The 25,418-nt window shown below is 53.6% G+C and carries 24 protein-coding genes; 16 read left to right on the top strand and 8 right to left on the bottom strand.

The window, feature by feature from the left end; all coding sequences use genetic code 11:
* Window positions 1-98: 98 nt before the first annotated feature.
* Window positions 99-1,286: a cystathionine beta-lyase gene (metC, locus tag DBY68_RS05400; protein WP_108475121.1), complete on the bottom strand. Its 1,188-nt coding sequence runs from the start codon at window positions 1,284-1,286 to the stop codon at window positions 99-101.
* Between the two features lie 250 nt (window positions 1,287-1,536).
* Between metC and exbB the strand changes: the two genes are divergently transcribed.
* The 4 genes from exbB (at window position 1,537) to DBY68_RS05425 (ending at window position 5,071) form a co-directional block, all read left to right on the top strand.
* Window positions 1,537-2,271: a tol-pal system-associated acyl-CoA thioesterase gene (gene exbB / locus DBY68_RS05410; RefSeq protein WP_108475122.1), complete on the top strand. Its 735-nt coding sequence runs from the start codon at window positions 1,537-1,539 to the stop codon at window positions 2,269-2,271.
* A 6-nt stretch (window positions 2,272-2,277) separates the two neighbouring features.
* Window positions 2,278-2,703, top strand: coding sequence for a TonB system transport protein ExbD (gene exbD, locus DBY68_RS05415; RefSeq protein ID WP_108475123.1), 426 nt, complete (start codon window positions 2,278-2,280; stop codon window positions 2,701-2,703).
* Window positions 2,704-3,033: 330 nt separating this feature from the next.
* Entirely contained in the window at window positions 3,034-4,485 is a 1,452-nt protein-coding gene (locus DBY68_RS05420; RefSeq protein ID WP_108475149.1) for a methyl-accepting chemotaxis protein, read from the top strand.
* 88 nt (window positions 4,486-4,573) lie between these two features.
* Window positions 4,574-5,071 carry a TIGR00645 family protein gene (locus DBY68_RS05425; RefSeq protein WP_015963007.1) on the top strand — a complete coding sequence of 166 codons (498 nt, stop codon included), beginning with the start codon at window positions 4,574-4,576 and terminating at the stop codon, window positions 5,069-5,071.
* A gap of 47 nt (window positions 5,072-5,118) precedes the next feature.
* Here the strand turns inward: DBY68_RS05425 and DBY68_RS05430 are convergent, their stop codons facing one another.
* Window positions 5,119-6,159 carry an aldo/keto reductase gene (locus tag DBY68_RS05430; RefSeq protein WP_108475124.1) on the bottom strand — a complete coding sequence of 347 codons (1,041 nt, stop codon included), beginning with the start codon at window positions 6,157-6,159 and terminating at the stop codon, window positions 5,119-5,121.
* 156 nt (window positions 6,160-6,315) lie between these two features.
* Between DBY68_RS05430 and yghX the strand changes: the two genes are divergently transcribed.
* A complete protein-coding gene (gene yghX, locus DBY68_RS05435; RefSeq protein WP_146745434.1) occupies window positions 6,316-7,203 on the top strand; it encodes a YghX family hydrolase in 888 nt (295 codons plus the stop codon).
* Between the two features lie 80 nt (window positions 7,204-7,283).
* Window positions 7,284-7,574: a DUF2623 family protein gene (locus DBY68_RS05440; RefSeq protein ID WP_015963010.1), complete on the top strand. Its 291-nt coding sequence runs from the start codon at window positions 7,284-7,286 to the stop codon at window positions 7,572-7,574.
* A gap of 30 nt (window positions 7,575-7,604) precedes the next feature.
* On the opposite strand, the gene yghU is transcribed toward DBY68_RS05440, so the two are convergent.
* Window positions 7,605-8,471 (bottom strand): glutathione-dependent disulfide-bond oxidoreductase, encoded by an 867-nt coding sequence (gene yghU / locus DBY68_RS05445; RefSeq protein ID WP_108475126.1) that lies wholly within the window; start codon window positions 8,469-8,471, stop codon window positions 7,605-7,607.
* Window positions 8,472-8,701: 230 nt separating this feature from the next.
* Between yghU and gss the strand changes: the two genes are divergently transcribed.
* From gss to nikR, 7 genes are all read left to right on the top strand, one after another.
* Entirely contained in the window at window positions 8,702-10,555 is a 1,854-nt protein-coding gene (gss, locus tag DBY68_RS05450; protein WP_108475127.1) for a bifunctional glutathionylspermidine amidase/synthase, read from the top strand.
* A gap of 164 nt (window positions 10,556-10,719) precedes the next feature.
* A complete protein-coding gene (nikA, locus tag DBY68_RS05455) occupies window positions 10,720-12,306 on the top strand; it encodes a nickel ABC transporter substrate-binding protein (RefSeq protein WP_108475128.1) in 1,587 nt (528 codons plus the stop codon).
* Entirely contained in the window at window positions 12,306-13,250 is a 945-nt protein-coding gene (nikB, locus tag DBY68_RS05460) for a nickel ABC transporter permease subunit NikB (protein WP_108475129.1), read from the top strand. Before nikA ends, nikB begins: the two co-directional genes overlap by 1 nt.
* The gene (gene nikC, locus DBY68_RS05465) at window positions 13,247-14,080 is read left to right on the top strand and encodes a nickel ABC transporter permease subunit NikC (RefSeq protein ID WP_108475130.1); all 834 of its coding nucleotides are present in this window, start codon (window positions 13,247-13,249) and stop codon (window positions 14,078-14,080) included. The genes nikB and nikC overlap by 4 nt, the downstream gene beginning before the upstream one ends.
* A complete protein-coding gene (nikD, locus tag DBY68_RS05470; protein WP_108475131.1) occupies window positions 14,080-14,844 on the top strand; it encodes a nickel import ATP-binding protein NikD in 765 nt (254 codons plus the stop codon). Before nikC ends, nikD begins: the two co-directional genes overlap by 1 nt.
* Window positions 14,841-15,647 (top strand): nickel import ATP-binding protein NikE, encoded by an 807-nt coding sequence (gene nikE / locus DBY68_RS05475; protein ID WP_108475132.1) that lies wholly within the window; start codon window positions 14,841-14,843, stop codon window positions 15,645-15,647. The genes nikD and nikE overlap by 4 nt, the downstream gene beginning before the upstream one ends.
* Window positions 15,648-15,652: 5 nt before the next feature.
* Window positions 15,653-16,051: a nickel-responsive transcriptional regulator NikR gene (gene nikR, locus DBY68_RS05480; RefSeq protein WP_108475133.1), complete on the top strand. Its 399-nt coding sequence runs from the start codon at window positions 15,653-15,655 to the stop codon at window positions 16,049-16,051.
* 1 nt (window position 16,052) lies between these two features.
* On the opposite strand, the gene DBY68_RS05485 is transcribed toward nikR, so the two are convergent.
* From DBY68_RS05485 to cynR, 5 genes are all read right to left on the bottom strand, one after another.
* Window positions 16,053-17,033, bottom strand: a complete 981-nt coding sequence (locus tag DBY68_RS05485; protein ID WP_108475134.1) for a fimbrial protein — start codon at window positions 17,031-17,033, stop codon at window positions 16,053-16,055.
* Window positions 17,030-19,546 (bottom strand): fimbria/pilus outer membrane usher protein, encoded by a 2,517-nt coding sequence (locus DBY68_RS05490; RefSeq protein WP_108475135.1) that lies wholly within the window; start codon window positions 19,544-19,546, stop codon window positions 17,030-17,032. The genes DBY68_RS05485 and DBY68_RS05490 overlap by 4 nt, the downstream gene beginning before the upstream one ends.
* Before the next feature lie 69 nt (window positions 19,547-19,615).
* Window positions 19,616-20,320, bottom strand: a complete 705-nt coding sequence (locus DBY68_RS05495; protein ID WP_108475136.1) for a molecular chaperone — start codon at window positions 20,318-20,320, stop codon at window positions 19,616-19,618.
* A 99-nt stretch (window positions 20,321-20,419) separates the two neighbouring features.
* Window positions 20,420-21,070, bottom strand: coding sequence for a fimbrial protein (locus DBY68_RS05500; RefSeq protein ID WP_108475137.1), 651 nt, complete (start codon window positions 21,068-21,070; stop codon window positions 20,420-20,422).
* Window positions 21,071-21,722: 652 nt separating this feature from the next.
* A complete protein-coding gene (gene cynR, locus DBY68_RS05505) occupies window positions 21,723-22,610 on the bottom strand; it encodes a transcriptional regulator CynR (protein ID WP_108475138.1) in 888 nt (295 codons plus the stop codon).
* 109 nt (window positions 22,611-22,719) lie between these two features.
* On the opposite strand from cynR, the gene DBY68_RS05510 reads away from it, so the two are divergent.
* Genes DBY68_RS05510 through DBY68_RS05520 form a run of 3 tightly spaced genes read left to right on the top strand, consistent with a single transcriptional unit; the run spans window position 22,720 to window position 25,107 of the window.
* The gene (locus DBY68_RS05510; RefSeq protein ID WP_108475139.1) at window positions 22,720-23,379 is read left to right on the top strand and encodes a carbonic anhydrase; all 660 of its coding nucleotides are present in this window, start codon (window positions 22,720-22,722) and stop codon (window positions 23,377-23,379) included.
* 27 nt (window positions 23,380-23,406) lie between these two features.
* Window positions 23,407-23,877, top strand: coding sequence for a cyanase (gene cynS / locus DBY68_RS05515; RefSeq protein WP_108475140.1), 471 nt, complete (start codon window positions 23,407-23,409; stop codon window positions 23,875-23,877).
* A 48-nt stretch (window positions 23,878-23,925) separates the two neighbouring features.
* Window positions 23,926-25,107 (top strand): cyanate transporter, encoded by a 1,182-nt coding sequence (locus DBY68_RS05520; RefSeq protein WP_108475141.1) that lies wholly within the window; start codon window positions 23,926-23,928, stop codon window positions 25,105-25,107.
* Window positions 25,108-25,418: the final 311 nt, after the last annotated feature.

Genomic DNA, 25,418 nt, shown 5'->3' on the forward strand with positions numbered 1-25,418 from the left:
AAATCTTGAAAACGCGCGAGGCATTGCGCGACGCGTATCTTCAGGGACATTGCTAACCAGACAGCCCGGGGCGATATACCACCGGGCCTGAGGCTATTTTACACAATACGTGCGAAGCCTGCTGCTAAATCCGCGCTCAGATCGTCAATGTTTTCTAAACCAATATGTAAGCGAATCAGGGTGCCCGTGAAGTCGACAGTGCCACCGGGGCGAATCTCCGCCAGTTGTTCTGGCTGGTTCGGCAGGATCAGCGACTCAAAACCGCCCCAGGAATAGGCCATGCTGAACAGGGAGAAGTTGTCGAGGTAAGCAGAAAGTTCGGCATCCGTTAAACGCTTTTTAAGCACGAAGGAGAACAAGCCGCTACTGCCTGTAAAATCTCGTTTCCAGTATTCGTGACCTTTACTGCCAGGCAGCGCCGGATGATTCACGCGAGCAACCTGCGGATGTTGTTCCAGCCATTCGGCAATCTTCAGGCTGCTTTCATGATGCTGACGCAGGCGAACGCCGAGCGTGCGCAGGCCACGGCTGGTCATGTAGGCGGTATCTGCATCCACCATTTGGCCCATCAGATACGCATTTTCGCGCAGTTGCGCCCAGCAGCGTTCGTTAGATACAGCAGTACCGACCATCGCATCAGAGTGGCCAATCAGGTATTTCGTGCCTGCCTGAATTGAGATATCGATACCGAAATCGAGCGCTTTAAACAGTACGCCTGCCGCCCAGGTGTTGTCGATCATGATGATCGCCTCCGGCGCAACGCTGCGCACGGCGGCGACAATCGCCGGAACATCATGAACTTCCATGGTGATTGAGCCTGGAGATTCCAGGAACACCACTTTGGTATTGGGTTGAATCAGATGTGCGATTTCGCTGCCAATCATCGGGTCAAACCAACTCGTGGTGACACCCAGTTTACCGAGGATTTTGGTACAGAAATCCTGGCTCGGCTCATAGGCGGTATTGGTCATCAGCACATGATCGCCCTGCTCAACGAAGGCCAGAATCGTATTAGCGACCGCCGCTGCACCGCACGGGAAGAGGGCGCAGCCCGCGCCGCCTTCCAGCTCGCACATCGCTTCCTGTAATGAGAAATGGGTGAGCGTGCCGCGACGCCCGTAGAAGAGTTCGCCTTTCGCGCGATTGCGGGTGGCATGTTTCTTCGCCTCTACGGTGTCGAACACCAGCGAAGAGGCGCGCTGAATGACGCTGTTTACCGAACCCTGCGTGTACTTTTTACTCCGCCCGGCGTTGACCAGCGCGGTATCCAGGTGCTTATCTGCCATCTCTCTCCTGCCTATTTTTATACGTCTGGACGTCTAAATTATCACGATTGTTGCAAGATGTACCCGCTTGCACGATATAAAGCAGAAAATTTCTCAAAAAGCGCGGTGGTGACTTTTTTACTGCGTAAGCGCAAGGAAAATAAGTATGATTTGAGTCACTATGTAAATACTAATGAGAACTACTATCAATTCGACGTCGTTTTGATATTATTGTGCTCAGATTTTGTGATTTATGTCCTGGAGATACAGAGTGGGTAATAATTTGATGCAGGCGGATCTCTCCGTTTGGGGTATGTATCATCATGCCGACATCGTTGTTAAAGTGGTTATGATTGGCCTGATTCTGGCATCCGTAGTCACCTGGGCCATCTTCTTTAGTAAGAGCGCAGAGTTGTTCTCCCAGAAGCGTCGCCTCAAACGCGAGCAGCAGCTGTTAGCGGAAGCCCGCTCTATCGATCAGGCGCACGAAATCGCCGCCGCCTTCCACGCGAAAAGCCTTAGCACGCAACTGATTCATGAAGCGCAGGACGAGCGTGAGCTTTCTGCGGGCTCTGAAGACAATGAAGGGATTAAAGAGCGTACCGGCTTCCGCCTGGAACGTCGCGTTGCCTTCGTGAGCCGTAATATGAGCCGCGGCACCGGTTACCTCGCGACTATCGGCGCCATTTCCCCGTTTGTCGGTCTGTTTGGTACCGTTTGGGGTATCATGAACAGCTTCATCGGGATTGCGCAGACACAAACCACCAACCTGGCTGTTGTTGCGCCGGGTATCGCAGAAGCGCTGCTGGCGACCGCAATTGGTCTGTTTGCCGCGATTCCGGCGGTGGTTATCTATAACGTCTTCGCCCGTTTGATTGGCAGCTATAAAGCAAACCTCAGCGATGTTGCTGCGCAGGTTCTGCTGCTGCAAAGCCGTGACCTGGATCTTAACGCCAGCGGCGTGACCCAGCCGGTACGTTCCGCACAGAAATTACGAGTAGGTTGATGCCCCATGGCAATGCGTCTTAATGAAAATCTGGACGATAACGGCGAAATGCATGAAATCAACGTGACGCCGTTTATCGACGTTATGTTGGTTCTGCTGATCATCTTTATGGTTGCCGCGCCGCTGGCGACGGTGGATGTAAAGGTCAATCTGCCCGCGTCCTCCAGCCAACCGCAGCCGCGCCCGGAAAAACCGATCTATCTGTCGGTGAAAGCGGATAAGTCGATGTTCCTGGGTAATGACCCCATTACCGATGAGAACATGGTGAATGCGTTGAACACGCTGACGGAAGGGAAGAAAGACACCACAATCTTCTTCCGTGCCGATAAAACCGTCGACTATGAAACGATGATGAAGGTGATGGACACCCTGCATCAGGCGGGTTATCTGAAGATTGGTCTGGTAGGGGAAGAGCACGCAGGGGCGAAATAAACCCCTCACCCCGACCCTCTCCCTCAGGGAGAGGGTGAAAACCGCACTCACTTAAACCCTGGCTCTGTCGGTGCCCTCTCCCTTGAGGGAGAGGGCAGGGTGAGGGGGTAAACACCGCACATTTCCCCTAAGTCCTCTCCCCTAATAAATACTTCTCCCAATATAATTATCCTTCGCTGCTTTAAATTAAATTTAATTCTTTTTATATAGTTATTAAAAACACCACGAAGAATATATTCTCCCCCTCCACTGGTAATGATTTACAAACTCTCTACGCTTATTAATGGCGTTAAAAATACTAATAACATTACCTGTACAGTGCGGGGCAATATGGATAAATCAAACAATTCAGATACTCGCGGATTGCTGCGTGAAAGCATCTCTGTCTCGTCTATTCGCCAGCGGGCCGACGGCCAGATGTTGGCGCTGGTATGGTTACTTTGGGGGATCACCCTGTCTGTGGGATGGATGGCTGACAACGCGCTGGTAGCACTCTTTTTCGCGACGCCATTAGCGCTTCTGGCTACACTTGTCACCGCATTTTTTCGCGGTCGATTAATTTCACGGCTGATTTTTGCGTTTATCCTGATGGCCTTTTCCGCACTGCTTATTCAGCTTGGTGAGGGAGAAACGGAATATCACTTCTCTGTCTTTGTGCTTTTATCGGCGTTGCTGGCCTGGCGTGACTGGCGTCCATTAGTGATGGGGGCCGCAATTATCGCGGTACATCATTTAGTCTTTAATTATTTGCAGGAATATCACCTTTATCACATCGTCATTTTTATGCATACCGGCCTGCATATGGTGGTGATGCATGGTGTATTTGTGGTAGCGCAAACGCTGTTCCTGGTCGTACTGGCGGTGCGTATGGAACAGGATGCGATATCTGCCAGCGAGGTGGCGAAACTGGCGGCGGTGATTAATCGTGAACCCGGAAGCCTGACCCTTTCGCGAGAAACCCACGTCAGCCATTCGCCGTTTGCCCGTACGTTCAGCCGTACACTGGGTGCGATGCGCACTACCCTTGAGCAGGTGAGCGGCAATGTGGGGCAGTTGCTGGACGCGTCGCACACGATTTTGCAGCGCAATACCGCGCTTTCAGAACGCACCGACAGCCAGGCCACTTCTCTCGCTATCGCCGCCAGCGCAATGGAACAACTGGCTAGCGCTGCGTCACAGACCAGTGAACAAGCCGGCGAGGCGCGCAAGCGTGTTTTACAGGCGTGCGATGTCGCAAGGCAGGGCGGGGAGAACATCCGCGCGGCGACGGCCTCAATGATGCATATTCGTGATGAATCGCAGCAGATTAATAGTATTCTGGAGTTAATCGACGGCATCGCCTTTCAAACCCATATTCTGTCGCTGAACGCCTCCGTTGAAGCCGCGCGTGCGGGCGAGCATGGCAGAGGGTTTGCGGTAGTCGCCTCTGAGGTGCGTTCGCTGGCACTGCGTTGTGAAGAGGCTGCAAAAGAGATTCGCCAGCTCACCGCCGCTTCGGTGAAAAGTACGCATCAGGGCGCTGAACAGGTCGAACTGGCAGGAAATACCATGCAGGCGATCATTAGGCACATTGAAGGCTTGCAGGACTCCCTCGAAATTCTCTCTTCGATGAGCGAGCAGCAGCGAGCCAGCGTCATACAGATGAAGGGCAGCATCGCCAGCATCGACGCCAGCGTGCAGGAAAATGTTCAGCATGTGGCGCAGACCATGCAAATGGCGCAGCAACAGCAGCGCTATACCGGCGAGCTGCAACAGGCAATTTCGGTGTTCAGGTTGGTGTAAATAACCCTAAATTGCTGATGCGAATTGTTGAAATGATGTTGCATGGTTGCGATATACTAAGCCGAATTGAGTTTATCGGCAGGACACTATGGAACGTTTTTTTGAGAATGCGATGTATGCGTCGCGCTGGATTTTAGCCCCGGTCTATTTTGGCCTTTCATTGGCGCTGTTGGCGTTGATGATTAAGTTTTTTCAGGAGATTTTTCACGTACTGCCTAACATCTTTGAGCTGGCAGAAGCCGATCTTATCCTGACGTTGTTATCACTGGTCGATATGACGCTGGTGGGTGGTCTGCTGGTGATGGTGATGTTTTCCGGTTACGAAAACTTTGTCTCACAGCTGGATATCAGCACCCACAAAGAGAAGCTGAACTGGCTGGGGAAAATGGACGCCACATCGCTGAAGAATAAGGTCGCGGCGTCGATCGTCGCTATTTCCTCTATTCATCTGCTGCGGGTGTTTATGGATGCCAAGAATGTGCCGGATAACAAGCTGATGTGGTATGTGATTATCCACCTGACATTTGTGCTCTCGGCGTTTGTGATGGGGTATCTGGATCGCTTAACGCGCGGCCAGAAGCATTAAAACGCGACTCGTGCCCGGTAGCGATGCGCCACCGGGCAAGGGGGGGGCTATTTATCTGACGACGCCTGCCACAAATTCAGTTGCCCATCGGCAACATGCTGATCAATCTGCGCCAGCTCTTCTGCGGTAAAGTTCAGGTTATTCAGTGCCTGAACATTCTCTTCAATCTGTTCCGGTCGACTCGCGCCAATCAATACAGACGTTACACGATTATCTTTCAGCAGCCAGCTCAGGGCCATTTGCGCCATGCTTTGGCCGCGGCTTTGCGCCATCTCGTTTAACAAACGCAGGCTGTTGAGGTTGCTTTCGCTCAACATGTTTTCAGTCAGACCGCGTGCTTTTTTCCCTTCGGTCTGCATGCGTGAGCCGTCCGGAATTCCATTGAGGTATTTACCGGTCAGCAGCCCCTGTGCCAGCGGGGTAAAGGCGATGCAGCCAACGCCGTTCTCTTCCAGCGTATTCAACAGACCGCTCTTATCGACCCAGCGATTGAGCAAGTTGTAGGAAGGTTGGTGAATAAGTAGCGGAATTTTCCACTCGCGCAGCAGTTCCGCCATTTTTTGCGTGCGCTCGGGTGAATAGGATGAGATCCCCACATACAGCGCTTTTCCACTCTGCACCGCCTGCGCCAGCGCGGCAGCGGTTTCTGCCATCGGTGTGTTTTCATCCACGCGGTGCGAGTAGAAGATATCGACGTAATCCAGCCCCATCCGCTTCAGGCTCTGATCGAGGCTGGCGAGCAGGTATTTGCGCGAACCGCCTTTTCCGTATGGCCCCGGCCACATGTCGTATCCGGCTTTGGTTGAGATGATCAGTTCATCGCGATACGCGGCGAAATCTTGCCGCAGCAGGCATCCAAAGTTCTCTTCCGCACTGCCTGGAGGCGGCCCGTAGTTATTGGCGAGGTCGAGGTGAGTAATGCCGCAGTCGAACGCTTTACGCAGTAGCGCGCGCTGGCTGTCGAGCGACTGGATATGACCGAAACTGTGCCATAACCCGAGTGACAGCGCGGGCAGTTGCAGGCCGCTGTTGCCGCAATAGCGATATTGCATCTGCTCGTAACGGGCAGGATTGGCGGACCAGGTCATAATGTCTCCTTGATTGTCTGATTTCTGAAACGCTGTTTCCAGATTAACGTTTTTGTCACATCCAACCCGTCGGCGGGATCACAATGCTGATGATTTATGGGCAATAAATCTGTCTTGTGCTTTTCTTAGTTAATGCCTGTTAATGGAGATCCCTCGATGACCCGACTGACCGCCAAAGACTTTCCGCAAGAGTTGCTCGATTACTACGACTATTACGCGCACGGTAAAATTACAAAACGCGAGTTTCTGCAACTGGCGGGGCGGTACGCCGTCGGCGGCATGACTGCGCTTGCGTTGTTTAATCTGCTCAAGCCCAACTACGCGCTGGCGGAACAGGTCGAGTTCACCGACCCGGATATCAAACCGGAATATATTCGCTACCCGTCGCCCAACGGTCACGGCGAGGTGCGTGGTTACCTGGTCACGCCGACGAAAGCCGCCGGAAAGGTGCCCGCCGTGGTGGTGGTGCATGAAAATCGCGGCCTTAACCCGTATATAGAGGATGTTGCCCGACGCGTCGCGAAAGCGGGCTATATCGCCCTTGCGCCGGATGGCCTCTCTTCCGTCGGCGGTTATCCCGGTAACGATGATGAAGGGCGCGAGTTACAGCAAAAAGTTGATCCCACCAAACTGATGAATGATTTCTTCGCCGCAATTGAGTTTATGCAGACGCATCCGCAGGCGACGGGCAAAGTCGGGATCACCGGTTTTTGCTACGGCGGCGGCGTGTCGAATGCGGCGGCGGTGGCTTATCCTGAGCTGTCTTGCGCGGTGCCGTTCTACGGACGTCAGGCCCCGATCGCGGATGTCGAAAAAATCAATGCCCCTTTATTGCTGCATTATGCGGCGCTGGATACGCGTATTAATGAAGGCTGGCCGGCAATGGAAGAGGCGTTAAAAGCGCATAAAAAAGTGTACGAAGCCTATGTTTATCCGGGCGTGAATCATGGCTTCCACAACGACTCGACCCCGCGCTACGACAAGGCCGCAGCGGAGCTCGCCTGGCAACGAACGCTGGCGTGGTTTGAGAAATATCTGCACTAAAAGTATAGGCTGCAAATAGCACTGGATATCGCTCAAAAATGCGCTATATAATTTTATATATAACGATTGAGGGTTGAGCGATGGATAACCATTTTGGTAAAGGCCTGATGGCCGGGCTGAAAGCACCTTACGCCGACAGTGCGCAGAAGGTTCTGGGCTTTTGTTCTGACTATAAACGCGGGTTTGTGCTGGGGTTTTCCCATCGCATGTTTGAGAAGACGGGCGACCGTCAGCTTAGCGCCTGGGAAGCGGGCGTTCTGACGCGACGTTATGGCCTGGATAAAGAGATGGTGATGGATTTCTTTAAAGAACACGAATCCAGCACCACGGTGCGCTACTTTATGGCGGGCTACCGGCTGGAAGGGAGATAAACCGGGTGGAATGCACCCGGTTTCCGCCGTTTAACCCTGACGTTTATCTTCCGTTTGGGTGTCGAAATCGCTGGCGGCATGACGTTCATGCAGTTGCTCATTCAACGGGCCGTTGGTGCGATTAACAATGCGTCCACGCTGTACCGCCGGGCGGCTGGCGATATCCTTCGCCCAGCGCTGCACGTTTTTGTAGCTCTTCGCATCAAGGAACTCATCCGCACCGTACACGGTACCCAGCGCCACGTTGCCGAACCACGGCCACACTGCCATGTCGGCAATGGTGTACTCTTCGCCTGCCACATAGCGTCCGCGCGCCAGCTGTTTATCCAGCACATCCAGCAGACGTTTCGCTTCCATGGTGAAACGGTCGATCGCGTACTCAATTTTCACCGGTGCGTAGTTATAGAAATGACCAAAGCCACCGCCGAGGAACGGTGCAGAGCCTTGCAGCCAGAACAGCCAGTTCAACGTTTCCACACGGCCCGCCGGATCTTTGGGCAGGAAATGGCCAAATTTTTCCGCCAGGTACAGCAGGATATTGCCGGACTCGAACACGCGGGTTGGCGGTGTGGTGGAGTGGTCGCGTAGCGCCGGGATTTTCGAGTTCGGGTTCACGTCAACAAAGCCGCTGGAGAACTGATCGCCCTCACCAATGCGGATAAGCCACGCGTCATACTCCGCGCCCGTCACGCCCAGAGCTAACAACTCTTCGAGCATGATGGTGACTTTCTGCCCGTTCGGCGTACCCAGCGAATAGAGCTGAAGCGGGTGATGCCCAACCGGCAGTTCCTTCTCATGCGTCGCACCGGAAACCGGGCGATTGATATTGGCGAACGCGCCGCCGTTATTCTGTTTCCACTCCCAGACTTTGGGAGGCTGATAGGTATTGTCTGACATGTTGGCCTGCCTTTTTGATGATGTGTTGAGGCAGTGTAGCAGTTGATGGCGGAAATGATCACCCTCACCCCGGCCCTCTCCCTGAGGGAGAGGGTGAGGGCATCAGACCGCACAGTGTGACAGCGTGCACAACAGGTGTATGATTAACCGACACCTGTTGGATAAATAACAACGTGCAGGGACGACCTCACCCGCTATTACTCGCCGCCTGCATGCTCTGAGGAAGACACATGAGTTGTACGAGTAGTGACGCGCCGTTTGGCACGTTGTTGGGATATGCACCGGGTGGCGTTGCCATCTATTCTTCAAATTACAGCAGCCTGAAGCCCGAAGAGCGGGCGGATGATGTCTCGTTCCGTAGCTATATCGATAACGAGTACATGGGCTACAAGTGGCAGTGCGTCGAATTCGCGCGCCGCTTCCTGTTCCTTACCTACGGTTTCGTTTTCACCGATGTCGGCATGGCCTATGAAATCTTCTCACTGCGCTTTTTGCGTCAGGTGGTGAATGACGACATTCTGCCGTTGCAGGCGTTTGCCAACGGTTCCCGCCGTGCACCGAAAGCGGGCTCGCTGCTCATCTGGCAGAAGGGCGGCGAATTCCATGAAACCGGCCACGTCGCGGTTATCACCCAACTGGTTGGCAACAAAGTCCGTATTGCAGAACAGAACGTTATCCATTCGCCGCTGCCTGCGGGCCAGCAGTGGACGCGCGAACTGACGCTGGAAGTGAAAGACGGCCATTACATCCTTCACGATACGTTTGACGACACCACCATTCTTGGCTGGATGATCCAGACCGCCGATACCGAACACAGTCTGCCGCAACCGACAATTGCCAGCAAAGCGCTGAATCTGCAAGGCGCGCGGCTGGAAAATCGCGGTCAGTTCGAGGGCAAATGGCTTAACGAACAGGATTCGTTGCAGAAAGCGTACGTCGCTGCCAACGGTCATGTGATTAACCAGGACCCGTATCAGTACTTCACCATGACGGAAAGCGCTGAACAGGAGCTGATTAAAGCCACCAACGAAATGCACCTGATGTATCTGCACGCCACCGATAAAGTGATGCGTGACGATAACCTGCTGGCGCTGTTTGATATCCCGAAAATCCTCTGGCCGCGTCTGCGTCTCTCCTGGCAGCGCCGTCGCCACGACATGATCACCGGGCGTATGGATTTCTGCATGGATGAACGCGGTCTGAAGGTGTACGAATACAACGCCGATTCCGCATCCTGTCATACGGAAGGTGGATTGATCCTCGAACAGTGGCTGAAAACCGGCTTTGAGGGCAAAGGCCATAACCCTTCAGATGAACTGCTCAGCGAACTGATTGGTGCGTGGAAACACAGCTCGGCGCGTCCGTTTGTTCACATCATGCAGGATAAAGATCTGGAAGAGGATTACCACGCGCAGTTTATGCAGCGCGCCATCACTCAGGCCGGGTTCGAGTGTAAAATTCTCCACGGCCTGGAAGAGGTGCACTGGGATGCCGCGGGTCAGCTGGTGGATGATGAAGGGCGACTGGTAAACTGCGTATGGAAAACCTGGGCGTGGGAAACTGCCATTGAACAGGTGCGCGAAGTCAGCGATGCCGAGTATGCCGCCGTGCCGATCCGCACCGGGAGCCCGGCGGGGGAAGTGCGTTTGATTGACGTGCTGCTGCGCCCGGAAGTGATGGTCTTCGAACCACTGTGGACAGTGATTCCTGGTAACAAAGCGATTCTGCCGGTGCTGTGGTCGCTGTTCCCGAATCATCCTTATCTTCTCGACACCGATTTTGAAGTGACCGATGCGTTGGCGAAAACCGGCTATGCGGTGAAACCGATCTCCGGGCGCTGCGGCAGCAATATTGACCTGGTGAGCGGACACGATCAGCTTCTTGACCAAACCAGCGGTAAGTTTATCGACCGCAAAAATATCTACCAGCAACTGTGGTGTTTACCGAACGTCGCCGGGAAATACATCCAGGTTTGTACCTTTACCGTCGGCGGTAACTACGGCGGAACCTGCTTGCGTGGCGATACGTCGCTGGTGATTAAGAAAGAGAGCGATATCGAACCGCTGGTGGTGATTGAGCGGTAAACAGCTAAGGCGGAGCCTGCAACAGGCTCCGTTTTATTACCTGCGAACATCACGACACAATATTGAACCCTTCCGTCAATTCGGCGCATAAATTGATCCAGCACAGCCCAAACGTATGATGAATCCTTAAAATCATCATACTCACTTAGTCTTACTCCTTTTCACTGAAGGTCACCGTTTTGTCCATTCTCCGTCGCACGCTCATTGCGCTGCTGACCTGTGCCTCGTTTTTCGCACACGCCGCTGCGCCAGATGAAATCACTACCGCCTGGCCGGTTAACGTTGGGCCGCTCAATCCGCATCTTTATACGCCGAATCAGATGTTCGCCCAGAGCATGGTTTACGAACCGCTGGTGAAATATCAGGCGGACGGTTCGGTGAAACCCTGGCTGGCAAAAAGCTGGACGCATTCGGAAGATGGCAAGATCTGGACCTTCACCCTGCGCGATGATGTGACCTTCTCCAACGGTGAACCGTTTGATGCAGAGGCGGCAGCAGAAAACTTCCGCGTGGTGCTCGATAACCGTCAGCGTCATGCCTGGCTGGAGCTGGTGAATCAGATTGTCGACGTGAAAGCGCTGAATAAAACCGAGCTGCAAATTACCCTGAAAAGCGCCTACTACCCCTTCCTGCAAGAGCTGGCCTTACCCCGACCTTTCCGCTTTATCGCCCCGTCGCAGTTTAAAAATAACGAGACAATGCGCGGGATTAAAGCACCTATCGGCACGGGCCCGTGGGTACTGAAAGAATCGAAACTGAATCAGTACGATGTCTTCGTCCGCAACGGAAACTACTGGGGCGAAAAGCCAGCGATAAAAAAAATAACCCTTAAAGTCATCCCCGATCCAACCACCCGCGCAGTCGCGTTTGAAACCGGCGATATCGACCTGCTGTATGGTAACGAAGGTTTATTGCCGCTCGATACTTTCGAGCGTTTCAGCCATAACCCGGCGTACCGTACCCAGCTTTCACAGCCGATTGAAACGGTGATGTTGGCACTCAACTCCGCTAAAGCCCCCACCAATGAACTGGCGGTACGCGAAGCGCTCAATCACGCGGTGAATAAAAAATCGCTGATCGACAACGTGCTTTACGGCACGCAGCAGGTGGCGGATACGCTGTTTGCGCCGACCGTACCTTATGCCGACCTCAACCTGAAACCGCGCCAGTACGATCCGCAACGGGCGAAAAATCTTCTGGAAAAAGCAGGCTGGACGCTGCCTGCCGGGAAAACTATCCGCGAGAAAAACGGTCAGCCGCTACGCATTGAACTGTCGTTCATCGGCACCGATGCATTAAGCAAATCAATGGCCGAAATCATTCAGGCCGATATGCACCAGATTGGCGTCGATGTGGCGCTGGTTGGCGAAGAAGAGAGCAGCATCTACGCGCGCCAGCGCGATGGGCGTTTTGGCATGATCTTCAACCGCACCTGGGGCGCGCCTTACGATCCGCACGCGTTTTTAAGTTCGATGCGCGTACCTTCACACGCTGATTTTCAGGCACAACAAGGTTTAGCCGACAAGCCGCTGATTGATAAAGAGATCGGCGAAGTTCTGGAAACCCCGGACGAGACGAAACGCCAGGCGCTTTACCGCGATATTTTGACGCGCCTGCATAGCGATGCGGTGTATCTGCCGATTAGCTACGTTTCGATGATGGTGGTGGCAAAACCTGAACTGGGCAAAATCCCTTACGCGCCAATCGCCAGCGATATTCCTTTTGAACAGATTACCCCGGTGAAACCCTGATGTTGCGTTACGTATTCCGCCGCGTGCTGTTGCTGATCCCGATGGTGCTTTCCGCCTCGGTGATCATTTTTCTGATGTTACGTCTCGGCACCGGTGACCCGGCGCTCGATTATCTGCGTTTATCTAACCTGCCGCCGACGCCGGAGATGCTGGCCTCTACCCGCACCATGCTCGGTCTGGATCAGCCGCTGTACGTGCAGTACGGAACCTGGTTGTGGAAGGCGCTGCATCTCGATTTCGGCATCTCATTCGCCACACAGCGCCCGGTGCTGGACGATATGCTGAATTTCCTGCCCGCCACACTGGAACTTGCGGGGGCGGCGCTGGTGTTAATTCTGCTGACCTCCGTGCCGCTCGGCATCTGGGCGGCTCGTCATCGCGATCGTTTGCCCGATTTCGCCGTGCGTTTCATCGCGTTTCTTGGTGTGTCGATGCCCAACTTCTGGCTGGCATTTTTGCTGGTGATGTTCTTCTCGGTCTACCTGCAATGGCTGCCCGCGATGGGCTACGGTGGCTGGCAGCACATCATTCTGCCTGCGGTTTCCATCGCCTTTATGTCGCTGGCGATAAACGCGCGGCTGCTGCGCGCCAGCATGCTGGAGGTGGCCGGGCAACGTCACGTCACCTGGGCACGACTGCGCGGGCTTAACGCTAAACAGACCGAACGCCGCCATATTCTGCGTAATGCCTCGCTGCCGATGATCACCGCCGTGGGGATGCACATTGGTGAACTGATTGGCGGGACGATGATTATCGAAAATATCTTTGCCTGGCCGGGCGTCGGGCGCTACGCGGTGTCGGCGATTTTTAACCGTGACTATCCGGTGATCCAGTGCTTTACGCTGATGATGGTGGTGGTTTTTGTGGTCTGCAATTTGATTGTCGATTTGCTCAACGCCGCGCTGGACCCGCGTATTCGTCGTCATGAAGGAGCGCACGCGTGAACTTTTTCCTCTCTTCCCGCTGGTCGGTACGCCTGGCGCTGATCCTTATCGCCCTGCTGGCGCTGATTGCGCTCACCAGCCAGTGGTGGCTGCCGTATGATCCACAGGCAATTGATCTGCCGTCGCGCCTGCTCTCGCCGGATGCGCAGCACTGGCTGGGCACCGATCACTTAGGGCGTGATATTTTCTCGCGGCTGATGGCGGCGACGCGCGTGTCGCTCGGCTCGGTAATGGCCTGCCTGCTGTTGGTGTTGGTGTTAGGGCTGGTTATTGGCGGCAGCGCCGGGTTGATTGGCGGGCGCGTTGATCAGGCCACCATGCGCGTTGCCGATATGTTTATGACCTTCCCGACCTCGATTCTGTCGTTCTTTATGGTTGGCGTGCTCGGCACTGGACTAACCAACGTGATTATCGCCATCGCCCTGTCGCACTGGGCGTGGTACGCGCGCATGGTACGCAGCCTGGTGATTTCACTGCGCCAGCGCGAATTTGTGCTGGCGTCGCGGCTTTCCGGGGCGGGCCATGTGCGGGTGTTTGTTGATCATCTGGCAGGTGCGGTGATCCCTTCGCTGCTGGTGCTGGCAACGCTGGATATCGGCCATATGATGCTGCACGTCGCGGGGATGTCCTTCCTCGGCCTCGGCGTGACCGCGCCGACCGCCGAATGGGGCGTGATGATTAACGACGCGCGCCAGTATATCTGGACTCAGCCTCTGCAAATGTTCTGGCCGGGGTTGGCGCTGTTTATCAGCGTGATGGCCTTTAACCTGGTGGGTGACGCACTGCGCGATCATCTGGACCCTCATCTGGTGACGGAGCACGCACACTAATGCCACAACAGATTGAACTACGTAATATCGCACTACAGGCCGCGCAGCCGCTGGTGCACGGTGTAACGTTAACCCTGCAACGCGGGCGCGTGCTGGCGTTAGTCGGCGATAGCGGCAGCGGGAAATCACTGACCTGCGCCGCTGCGCTGGGCATTCTGCCCGCTGGCGTTCGCCAGACGGCGGGGGAAATTTTAGCCGATGGCAAACCGGTTTCGCCTTGTACGCTACGCGGGATAAAAATTGCCACCATCATGCAGAACCCGCGCAGCGCCTTTAATCCGCTGCACACCATGCACACCCACGCGCGGGAAACCTGCCAGGCGTTAGGGAAACCCGCCGATGACGCTACGCTTATCGCCGCCATAGAAGCGGTGGGGCTGGAAAACGCCGCGCGCGTGCTGAAGCTGTACCCGTTTGAGATGAGCGGCGGCATGTTGCAGCGCATGATGATTGCGATGGCGGTGCTGTGCGAATCGCCGTTTATCATCGCCGATGAACCAACCACCGACCTTGATGTGGTCGCACAGGCGCGCATCCTCGATCTGCTGGAAAGCATTATGCAAAAACAGGCGCCGGGAATGCTGCTGGTGACTCATGATATGGGTGTGGTGGCGCGTCTGGCGGATGACGTGGCGGTGATGTCTGACGGCAAGATTATCGAACAGGGCGATGTCGAAACGCTGTTTAACGCCCCTAAACATGCGGTGACGCGCAGCCTGGTTTCGGCTCATCTCGCGCTTTATGGTATGGAGATGGCATCATGACTTTACTTAATGTATGCGACCTTTCCCATCACTATGCGCACGGTGGATTCAGCGGAAAACATCAGCACCAGTCGGTACTGAATAACGTTTCGCTGACCCTAAAAAGCGGTGAAACCGTCGCCCTGCTGGGGCGCAGCGGCTGCGGGAAAAGTACCCTCGCGCGGCTACTGGTAGGTTTAGAATCGCCCTCGCAGGGGGACATTCGCTGGCGCGGCGAACCACTGGCGAAACTTAATCGCGCCCAGCGTAAGGCGTTCCGCCGCGATATTCAGATGGTGTTTCAGGACGCCATCAGCGCTGTGAATCCGCGTAAAACCGTGCGCGAGATCCTGCGTGAACCGATGCGCCACCTGCTATCGCTGAAAAAATCCGAGCAACTGGCGCGCGCCAGCGAAATGTTACGCGCGGTCGATCTCGATGAAAGCGTACTCGACAAACGCCCACCGCAGTTAAGCGGTGGCCAGCTTCAGCGCGTCTGCCTGGCGCGCGCGCTGGCGGTCGAACCAAAACTGCTGATTCTGGATGAAGCCGTTTCCAACCTTGACCTCGTGCTACAGGCGGGCGTCATTCGCCTGCTGAAAAAGCTGCAACAACAGTTTGGCACCGCCTGTCTGTTCATCACCCACGACTTACGCCTGGTGGAACGCTTTTGCCAGCGGGTGATGGTGATGGATAACGGGTACATTGTTGAAACACAGGCCGTAGGGGAGAAATTAGCCTTTTCCTCTGATGCCGGGCGCGTGCTTCAAAACGCGGTATTACCCGCATTCCCCGTGCGCCGTCGCGCCACAGAACAGGTTTAACGCAAATGCAACGAGTCACCATCACGCTTGATGACGATTTACTGGAGACGCTGGACAGCCTGAGCCAGCGTCGTGGTTATAACAACCGTTCCGAAGCTATCCGCGATATTCTGCGTAGCGCGCTGGCGCAGGAGGCTACCCAGCAGCATGGCACACAAGGTTTCGCGGTGCTGTCGTATGTGTATGAACACGAAAAACGCGACTTAGCCAGCCGTATTGTCTCCACGCAGCACCACCACCACGATCTCTCCGTCGCGACGCTGCATGTCCACATCAACCACGACGACTGCCTGGAAATTGCCGTACTGAAGGGCGATATGGGCGACGTGCAGCATTTTGCCGATGACGTTATCGCCCAGCGCGGCGTGCGGCACGGGCATTTGCAGTGCCTGCCGGAAGAGTGAATTAGTCGTAGCTCACATTGAAGACCATATGCCCGGTGACATCACCCGCCTGCGCTTTGGGTTGATATTGATAGAATCGGGCAAAATAGCGTAGGTCAATAAACTGCGAGACGGCGCTATTCAGGGTCGCGACGTGATTCGCCTGGCGGAACGGCACCGGTCGGCGGTTCTCGTCCATGATCTGCACGCCGATACCTTCCGCTGCGGTTCTGCTGCGGCTCTCATTGCGAATCACGCCCAGGGCAGGTGAAATACCCTCTGGCGTGTTTCCGTCAAAGGTCATATTCAGCCGCGTACCGGCGACGCTAACATTCCCCGCACACTGCATACGAATCGAAAAATTGCGCCCTCCGGCTCCTGTACCTTTCCCCTTCAGAGCCGCAAGGGGAATGGAGCCGAGATTCACACGAAAGTTGGCATTATTGGTGATGCGGCAAGAGGGCGAGACGATAATCAGCGAATTTTCGCGCAGCCAGGTATTCAGCAACGACTGACTCCCGCTACCAAAAGTGGTGTATTGCCCGGCGGCAACCGTGCCGCTCCCCACAAGGCTCGCTGTCTTAATGACGTCCAGTTTGAAGGTGAGATCGTTAAGCGAGACATCGCTTTTACCGCCTCCGCCAACGTCAATTTTCCCTGGATAGCCAATCTGCTGAGCCTGGCGCTGAAGCGTAAATCGCAGGCCAATACCGGGAATATTGGTTGACCAGATCTGATTGCCTGTTTCGCGACTGCCATTGGCGATAACTTTCGTTTCCAGACTCTGCGAGCCGCTACATTGAAGCTGCAAACGATTGTCGCGTAACGGCCAGCTGCGGCTGGCAATCACCGTACCGGGTGGCGTTTGCGGCTGAACCATGATGCGCCCAATATCCATAAACAGTGGGGAAGGGATGGCGTCCGAGCCCAGAATACAACCGGCATGGGCCACGCCGCTGGTGAGCAGCGTGGCGGCTAACCACCATTTTATGCGAAGCATCATAAGCACCTCAGCTGTTGTGAACCACCGATCGGCAGTACCACCTGACACTGCCCACCGTCCCAGCGAACCCAGGCGTTTTTCACATTTTCGCCAGTGATATAAAGTGTGCTGCCCTGGCCGACAAAGCCGAGGGATTTACCTCGCCCATCGGTAATTTCAGAGCCGAATGGGAGCTGCGTTCCGTTGCTCTGTTTGGCAACAAACACGCGCGTTTTTTCGCGGCGGGTATTGAATACCACCTTCACCACGCTGCCTTCATACGGTACCGTGCGGGCTTCAGTGCTGGCGAATTGAACATCTTCGTGCGCCCCTTTGGGGTCGATTTCAATGTTATTGACTCGGTAAGGCTGCAAGGATGAAAGTACGGCATAACCTTGATTATCAAACCAGGTCGGCGCGCCCATGATGGCGGCGCCTTTGGCATCTTTTGCTTCAACCAGCGCGAGCGTTGTTCCTGTTTCCGGCGTGAGCGTCACGCCGCCGGAGTGTACGACAACCGAGCCTTCCGCAGAGGCGGCAGCCTGCTGATAGCTGCGACCATAGGTATAGCTCCCTGATAACGCCGTCCAGGGGGAGATGTATCCGCCGTTAACGCCTGTCGTGTAGTGACCCTCCTTGTCTGTGTTCGCGTTGACGCCCCATGTCAGCGCGTGATCCTGACCGACTGAACCATTAACACCCAACTGGCTGCGATCGAAGGACGAGTCTTTGAATTGGGTGTTCGATGAAAGCGTGGCAGAGCTATCTTCGCCCTGGAAAAGGGGATAGCTGAAACTCAGAAAGACGAAATCCTCTTTTTTACGTCTTGAGGAGGTTGTCCCGGTATCGTCATCTGTTTCATTCTCATTGGAATAACTCCGCTGGAACGTCAATGACCAACTCAGACGTCCCCAGCTATTGCTGTATCCCAGTGAGTACTGCTCTTCTTTGCCGGAGTAATGCCAGTATCGCGTGACGGAACCATTCAGATAGAGCATCCCCCACGTTTCCGGCAATTGTTGGTTAATGGAAAAACTGACGCCGCTTTTTTGTCGAATATTGGTGCTGGTGGTGCCGCGCATTTCGTCATCGCGGGCGTAGAGTGCATCACGCAGAGAGTAGTAATTGTCGTAATTATTAACCCATCCCTGAATATTCATGGTGGTTTGTGAGGCACCAAACATGCGACTAAAGGTGGCGCGGTATTCCTGACCCGATGTTGTGGCGCTGGGCAGTTTCGTTTTCGCCTGGGTCACATCCAGCCCCAGCGCGCCATAACCGGTATTCATCCCCACGCCAACCTGTCCGGCCTGATAATCGTTGAACCCCGTGAGGGCTGAATAGAGTGTGAAGGTGTTATTCAAACCATACTGAAAGCTACCCTGGCCGATGGTCGGTTTATCTTTCAGCCCGTCTTCATCAACCTGACCGGCGGCAATGCCGTACAGACTCATATCCGGATGTAATAACTGCACCACTGAATCATAGGGAATAGACCAGGTAGAGGTGCGCCCATCGGCTTCCTGCAAGGTCACAATAAGATCGTTACCCGTGCCTGAAGGATAAACATCCGTAAGGCTGAAGGGGCCCGGCGTGACGGTGGTCTGATAGATAATGTTGCCGTCCTGACGAACGGTAACCAGGGCGTTAGTCTGCGCCACGCCGTTCACGACGGGCGCGTAGCTACGCATGCTATCAGGGTACATGAGATCGTCCGTATGCAGGTCAAGACCGATCAGGCTGATGGCGTCGAAAAACGTGCCGTTGGTGCTGAATTGCCCCATCGTGAGGATCGATTTCATTGCCGCAATAGGGCGCTGTAAGTAGGTTTGGTTGCTATTCCATTTGTTCTCGCCGCTGTTCTCATCCCAGGTATAGTTTCCGGAATGGCGCAATAACCAGCCGTTTGAGGAAAAGCCAGCGTTCACGCCCAGATAAGCGCTTGCGCCTTTATCATTACTGTCAGATTTCATGATGTTGTAGTAGTTGGCCATATAACCCAGGTTGAGCGCGGTAATCCCTTCATCCCAGAATTGCGGCGGAATATAGCCGCTACTACTGCCATCCATCAGCCGCTGAGGGACACTGAAATCCAGACGCATCGTGGAGGCGCTAAACGTATCTTTCAGCGTGGGTTCACTGTTCCACTGAGACAGCGTTCCACAGAATTTTTCGTCGCTGGTTTTTGTCGAATCCAGCTTCTCAGGTGAGAGACCAAAGTTCTGAAGCATTTCTGCTGTATAACAGATCTGCGGCTTGCCATCGGCAGAACGCTTAACGTCAACGTCATAGCGTCCTTTCCAGCTCTCATTGGTATAAACGTCAACGAAATAGGTGCCAGGTTTGAATGCCAGAGCATCGAACCGTTTCATGCTGGCCTGTTGTTGGCTACCGACGATGAAGTTATTGTCGAATTCATAGTCTGTTCCACTCTCTTCTGCGTTAACCTGTTCTGCTCGGCAAATGCCGGTTCCCAGGCAAAAAAGGGTCACCAGACCGCCAACCTGCCAGGGTGTGACTCGCCAATGCTCCATGAGATTCCGCCCTGAAAAAAGAGAATACGCCGACCATTACTGGTGCCATTTATTTATCTCGTAATGACATTAACCTGCCCGGGTTTTACTTTTTGCCAGCGCGCCATAGTCATTGATCTCTTCAAGGGTTAATTCTTCCCCCGCTCGCACGGCCTGGCGCAAATTAATCGTTTGTGAAGATTGCGGGGCAATCATGACGGCTTCTGTATTTATCGGTTCACCACGGCCCTGGCTAATCGTGGCAACCGTAATGTAAAACGGTGTCGGATTCGTTAATGTCAGCGCGGTTCCCGAAGGCTGCAATCTGAGTTTGGCAATGGCCGAGACTCGGCCAGAAAGAGGTTCCGGGCGATATATCAACTTAAACCGCGAACGCACGGCCATTTTGAAAACACCGATGCCTTCCGGTGCTTTATCCGCTTTAGAGGCGCCAGGAATATCCAATACATTTATCCACCACAGGGATTCTTTATTTTGCGGCAAGCTATTACCCGCATTGAGTTTAATGCGTATGACTTGCCCGCTGTGGCTATCAATACGTGAAATTGGGGGGTTAATAATAAATGGTGTCGTAATTTTATCGGGTGTAATGGTCGCATCACCATTATCCAGCCAGACCTGGGCAAGCGAAGGCCGTTCCGCAGTATTTGAGAGTTGTACGGTGAGTTCTTTTTCGTTTCCTTTATAGATAAAACGTGTTCCGTTTACAATAATGCTGTCTGCCAAAACCGGAAACGTTAACATTAATCCACCGAGTGCAGCGATAAGCTTCATAAACACCCTCATCTTCTCTAAGTTATATTGTTGTCATTATTTACGGGATTAGGTGAGTGAAGGAAAAGTGGCGGCGTACCGCCACTTTTTTTATTGCGATTAATCGTAAGAAATTTCATAGGTTGCATTGGCTGCAACATGCCCGGCAGTCGCGCTGCTGTTAGTCGGGTTCACATAGCTAACCTGGTATTTATAAATATCCCAGGTGCCGTCATTGGTATCGCGGATTTTACCATTGTCGTTACCCGGTTTGATCACCGTAGGGCTATTAGGGTTAGTGAGTGCAAAAGCGACGTTAGTGGCACCGCTATTGTCGGTATTTTTCAGGAAGCTTGTACCGGTTACCAGGCCAGAAGAGTCCGTCCACTTCACTTTACGCGTAAAGGTGCCGTGTTTACCATCCGGGTCACCACAGTCTTTCAAATTAATACTGAAATCTGTGCGGTTAACCAGCGCATTTTTAACAGAAAGCGCGGTTGTACGAACGGAATTCAGGAAAATAGTATTTCCGTCATTTTTGCCGCCGACAATTTTTACTTTACAGGAGCCGGTATAAACATCACCGTCAAAGAACACTTGCCCACCGGTAACATAGCCACCATTTCCGCCGCCAGGGTAACCACCATGGTCATTATCACCGCCGTGGCCTTGCGAATTAAATGATTCTACAGATGCGTCATCTGCATAGGCAGCCACATTACCACCCAATAAAGCCGCGGTAACCATCAAACCCAGATATATCTTTTTCATGTGCGTATCCTGTTACTGTGTTGTTTAATAGGACATTCGAATTACAATGATAAAGACGTGCACAGCTTCCTCTCTTCAGTGATTAAATAATTCTTCGCGATTATTTAATCTCTCCTGTGATAAATGCTGCCCGATAATAGTGGGCAACCGAAACGGTATTGCATCTAATGCCTTTTTCGTATTTTCCGGCGGATTTGGTGGCGAAATAGTATGACTGTATTGAAATGGCGGTAATTTTCGTAAGTGAAAACCAGGGCTGATGATATTGAATGACGGTTTGTAATGTGCGTCAGCTCTCTTTTTATTGACGAGGTGTGTCAGTTGGTTTGTATGACAAGTCCCAGCTTTATAGCAATGACTTGTCAGGGAGTGTATCTATTTTCGGCAAGAAAATTACAAAATTGGTAATGACTCTTTCGGGGATGAAAAATTAAATAATAGCGCTCACTGATTTCGTTAATATTCGAATGAAAAACTCTGGAAATGTACCAGGAACAGTATTTGGAGTGAATTAAAGGCGGCAAAGGTCAACATATGAAGCAGCAAAAGCAGCGCGCCGCCTTTGAGTGTTGATGAGAGTGCGGTTGATGCCATACTCGTCTTCTGTCTCAGTCAAAAAAGCACTATCGCCTGCTGGCGGGCGAATTCAATGCTATCGGGGGTACGCTCCCGTCACTTCCTGCGCCAGTGTCGTAAATGCTTTTACGGCGGCCGTTCTCCAGGCGCCTTTGCGTTGTAGCAGCACGGCAGTTCGTTCCAGCAACTGCGGTTTCAGTGACACGGCGTTTAATCCTTCATTTTGTGCGGCAATTGGCGACGGTAGGAGGGTGGTGAGCGTTGTGCGGCGCACCAGTTCCAGAATGGCATTGATAGAGTTAGCTTCCATTACTATCTGTGGATGCAGTTCTCTTTGGCGGCAGTAGCGATCAATTTGTTCGCGGGTCGCAAATTCTTCACTCAGTAAAATGAGTTTTTCATTATTAAGATGTGACAACGCTACGCAATCCTGTTGAGCCAGCGGATGGCTTTCAGAGACTACCAACGCAAGGGATTCCTTCAGTAGCGGCAGTACGTCGATGTCCGCTGAATGAACATCATCAAACGCGATGCCAATATCCAGTTCATCATTGAGCAGCAGCTCTTCCATTTTCTCCTGCGACATTTCCTGTAACGCCAGGGTGATACCGGGGTAGCGCGCGTAAAATGTCGCCATAAGCGGCCCGATAAGCCACGAGGTAAACGTGGGGGTAACGGCGACACGCAGTGAGCCACGGCTTAAATCTTCAACGTCATGAATTGCCCGCTTTCCCTCTTCCAGCGCTCTCAGCGCATTTCTCGCGTAATCCAGCCAGGCTTCACCGGCATCGGTAAGCTGAATATGGCGACCACTGCGATCGAACAGTTGCGCGCCAAGTGTCTCTTCAAGCTGTCTGATTTGCTGCGAAAGCGCGGGCTGTGAAACGTGAAGCGCCGTGGCGGCGCGGGTAAAGCCGCGATGCTCAGCGACCGCCAGAAAGTAGTGAATATGTCGTAACAGCATGAACTAACCCATAAGCATAACCAATAGACTTCATTATAAATGAGTCTTTTATCTTATGAGAAGTAGCGAGTAGCCTGTGCCCATTCCATAGTGAGACAGAGGAACAATCGTGAAAGAGATTATTGATGGCTTTTTGAAATTTCAGCGCAACGTCTTTCCAGAACGCGCCGAGCTTTTCAGAACGCTGGCGAACCAGCAAAACCCACGTGCGCTTTTTATTTCGTGCTCTGACAGCCGCCTGGTGCCGGAACTGGTAACGCAGCGTGAGCCTGGCGATCTGTTTGTCATCCGTAATGCGGGCAACATTGTTCCTTCTTATGGCCCTGAGCCGGGAGGTGTCACCGCCTCGGTGGAGTACGCCGTATCGGTTTTAAAAGTGAATGACATTGTCATATGCGGTCACTCAGATTGTGGCGCGATGACCGCGATCGCCGGATGCCATTGTCTGGACAGTATGCCCGCCGTCAGCCACTGGTTGCGTTATGCCGATTCAGCTCGTGTGGTGAATGAATCACGCACGCACATTTCATTGCAGGCGAAAACCGCCTCAATGGTGCGGGAAAACGTCATTGCGCAGTTGGCCAATCTTCAGACTCACCCGTCAGTGCGCCTGGCGCTGGAAGAGGGGCGACTCGCGCTGCATGGCTGGGTTTACGACATCGAACGCGGTGACATTGCCGCTTATAACGGTGCCAGCGGGCAGTTTGTCTCGCTTGCTGAGAACCCGAATACCTGCGCGATGCCACTTCGTAGCCTGTCAGCCGCTTAATTTTTTCTATATAAAGGAGGTTCCATCATGATCCACGCACAAATTAACCGCGATATTCGCCTTTCTCTGGCCGATCAGATTCTGCTTATTAAAGCGAAAAAAGATCTTACCTTTGCGCAACTCTCCGATGGTACAGGATTGTCTGAAGCTTTTGTCACCGCGGCCTTGCTGGGGCAGCATGCATTGCCGGCTGATGCGGCGCGCCTGGTTGGTGAAAAGCTCTCGCTGGATGAAGATGCGGTGCTGCTTCTGCAAACGATCCCTCTGCGCGGCAGTATTGACGACCGCGTCCCCACTGACCCGACCATTTATCGCTTCTATGAAATCCTGCAGGTATATGGCTCCACGCTGAAGATGCTGGTTCATGAGAAGTTCGGCGACGGCATTATCAGTGCCATCAATTTCAAACTGGATGTCAAAAAAGTGGCCGATCCCGAAGGCGGTGAACGCGCGGTGATTACGCTGGATGGTAAATATCTGCCGACAAAACCTTTCTAAAACTGAGTAAAGTCCGGCGCGTTGTCCGTGCCGGGCTAAAAGAACAACATGAAACAATCTCCTCGTACTGGTCTGATGCTCCTGGTGTTGGTGCTCATTGGCCTGAATATGCGCCCGTTACTCACGTCTATCGGGCCTTTACTTCCACAATTACGAGCTGCCAGCGGCATGAGTTTTACGCTGGCTTCTCTTCTTACCGCATTGCCGATGATCGCGATGGGCGGTCTGGCGTTAGCGGGAGGCTGGATCAATCGTCATATTCGCGAACGTGATAGCGTGGCGATCGGTCTGTTGATGATCACCCTCGGAGCACTGCTACGTGAACTGGCACCCCACAGCGTCGTGCTGCTGAGTAGCGCGCTGCTGGGGGGAATCGGCATTGGTGTTATTCAGGTTGTGATGCCCACGGTTATCAAACGCCAGTTTCAGCGTCGTATGCCACAGGTCATGGGACTGTGGTCAGCGGCATTGATGGGGGGCGGAGGTTTGGGGGCGGCATTAACGCCATGGATCGCCGGGCAGAGTGAATTCTGGTACAGCTCCCTGGCATGGTGGGCGGCGCCTGCAATTATTGCTCTGATTGGCTGGTGGCCGCAAAGCCGAGGTTCCACCAGAGCTGGCCCGGGAAGCGTTCAGAGTTCAATTCGCATCACCCGCAATCCCCGTGCATGGTCTTTGGGGCTCTATTTCGGTGTTATTAATGGCGGCTATGGCAGTCTGATAGCCTGGCTGCCTCCTTATTATATGCAACTGGGAAATAGCGCGCAGTTTAGTGGCACGCTGCTGGCGCTGATGACTGTCGGGCAGACGGCTGGCGCGCTGCTGCTACCTTTGCTGGCGCGGCATGAGGATCGGCGGCGATTGCTGCTGGTGGCGCTGGCCTTACAAATGATCGGTTTCCTCGGCTTTATCCTGTGGCCTGCGCATCTTTCCGTGCTGTGGGCGATCGCCTGCGGGGTAGGATTGGGAGGTGCTTTCCCGCTTTGCCTCGTTCTTGCGCTCGATCATGCCGAGCATCCGGTTATTTCCGGGAAGCTGGTGGCGTTTATGCAGGGGATGGGTTTTATCATTGCCGGGCTGTCACCTTATCTTTCGGGGTTATTACGTAGCATGAGCGGTGATTTTGTCGTCGACTGGGTGTTTCATGCGTGCTGTGTTGTTGGATTAATGCTGCTGACGCTGCGTTTTGTTCCGTCACGCTATCCGCAGGAGTGGTCTGCAACAGAATAGAACGGCGTCCTTTCATCAGTAAACAGCACTTCTTTGTGGATAACTCTGTGGTTAAGTGGGTATAAGGCAGGGTTATGCTGTGGAATGCAGCAGTCAGTGAAATATGTGCAAATTAGGGGTTGCAGGCTCGGCGTAACTCCCTATAACGCGCTCCCACTGACACGGCAGATGTGAATTACTTCACACAAACAGCCGGTTGGTTGAAGAGAAAAATCCTGAAAATCAGGGTTGACTCTGAAGGAGGAAGGCGTATTATACGCCACCTCGCAACGGTGAGCTTCATGCCGCGTTGCACTGCTCTTTAACAATTT

This window comes from Pseudocitrobacter sp. RIT415 (assembly GCF_003057695.2).
GTDB lineage: Bacteria > Pseudomonadota > Gammaproteobacteria > Enterobacterales > Enterobacteriaceae > Pseudocitrobacter > Pseudocitrobacter faecalis.

Coding starts and splice junctions, on each gene's coding strand:
- DBY68_RS05430 (WP_108475124.1), bottom strand. CDS start 6,159: ATGACCTGGTCCGCCAATCCTGCCCGTTACGAGCAGATGCAATATCGC.
- DBY68_RS05425 (WP_015963007.1), top strand. CDS start 4,574: ATGGAACGTTTTTTTGAGAATGCGATGTATGCGTCGCGCTGGATTTTA.
- nikB (WP_108475129.1), top strand. CDS start 12,306: ATGTTGCGTTACGTATTCCGCCGCGTGCTGTTGCTGATCCCGATGGTG.
- DBY68_RS05520 (WP_108475141.1), top strand. CDS start 23,926: ATGAAACAATCTCCTCGTACTGGTCTGATGCTCCTGGTGTTGGTGCTC.
- yghX (WP_146745434.1), top strand. CDS start 6,316: ATGACCCGACTGACCGCCAAAGACTTTCCGCAAGAGTTGCTCGATTAC.
- DBY68_RS05500 (WP_108475137.1), bottom strand. CDS start 21,070: ATGAAAAAGATATATCTGGGTTTGATGGTTACCGCGGCTTTATTGGGT.
- cynS (WP_108475140.1), top strand. CDS start 23,407: ATGATCCACGCACAAATTAACCGCGATATTCGCCTTTCTCTGGCCGAT.
- nikR (WP_108475133.1), top strand. CDS start 15,653: ATGCAACGAGTCACCATCACGCTTGATGACGATTTACTGGAGACGCTG.
- yghU (WP_108475126.1), bottom strand. CDS start 8,471: ATGTCAGACAATACCTATCAGCCTCCCAAAGTCTGGGAGTGGAAACAG.
- cynR (WP_108475138.1), bottom strand. CDS start 22,610: ATGCTGTTACGACATATTCACTACTTTCTGGCGGTCGCTGAGCATCGC.
- DBY68_RS05490 (WP_108475135.1), bottom strand. CDS start 19,546: ATGGAGCATTGGCGAGTCACACCCTGGCAGGTTGGCGGTCTGGTGACC.
- DBY68_RS05485 (WP_108475134.1), bottom strand. CDS start 17,033: ATGATGCTTCGCATAAAATGGTGGTTAGCCGCCACGCTGCTCACCAGC.
- nikE (WP_108475132.1), top strand. CDS start 14,841: ATGACTTTACTTAATGTATGCGACCTTTCCCATCACTATGCGCACGGT.
- exbD (WP_108475123.1), top strand. CDS start 2,278: ATGGCAATGCGTCTTAATGAAAATCTGGACGATAACGGCGAAATGCAT.
- DBY68_RS05440 (WP_015963010.1), top strand. CDS start 7,284: ATGGATAACCATTTTGGTAAAGGCCTGATGGCCGGGCTGAAAGCACCT.
- gss (WP_108475127.1), top strand. CDS start 8,702: ATGAGTTGTACGAGTAGTGACGCGCCGTTTGGCACGTTGTTGGGATAT.
- metC (WP_108475121.1), bottom strand. CDS start 1,286: ATGGCAGATAAGCACCTGGATACCGCGCTGGTCAACGCCGGGCGGAGT.
- nikD (WP_108475131.1), top strand. CDS start 14,080: ATGCCACAACAGATTGAACTACGTAATATCGCACTACAGGCCGCGCAG.
- DBY68_RS05495 (WP_108475136.1), bottom strand. CDS start 20,320: ATGAAGCTTATCGCTGCACTCGGTGGATTAATGTTAACGTTTCCGGTT.
- DBY68_RS05420 (WP_108475149.1), top strand. CDS start 3,034: ATGGATAAATCAAACAATTCAGATACTCGCGGATTGCTGCGTGAAAGC.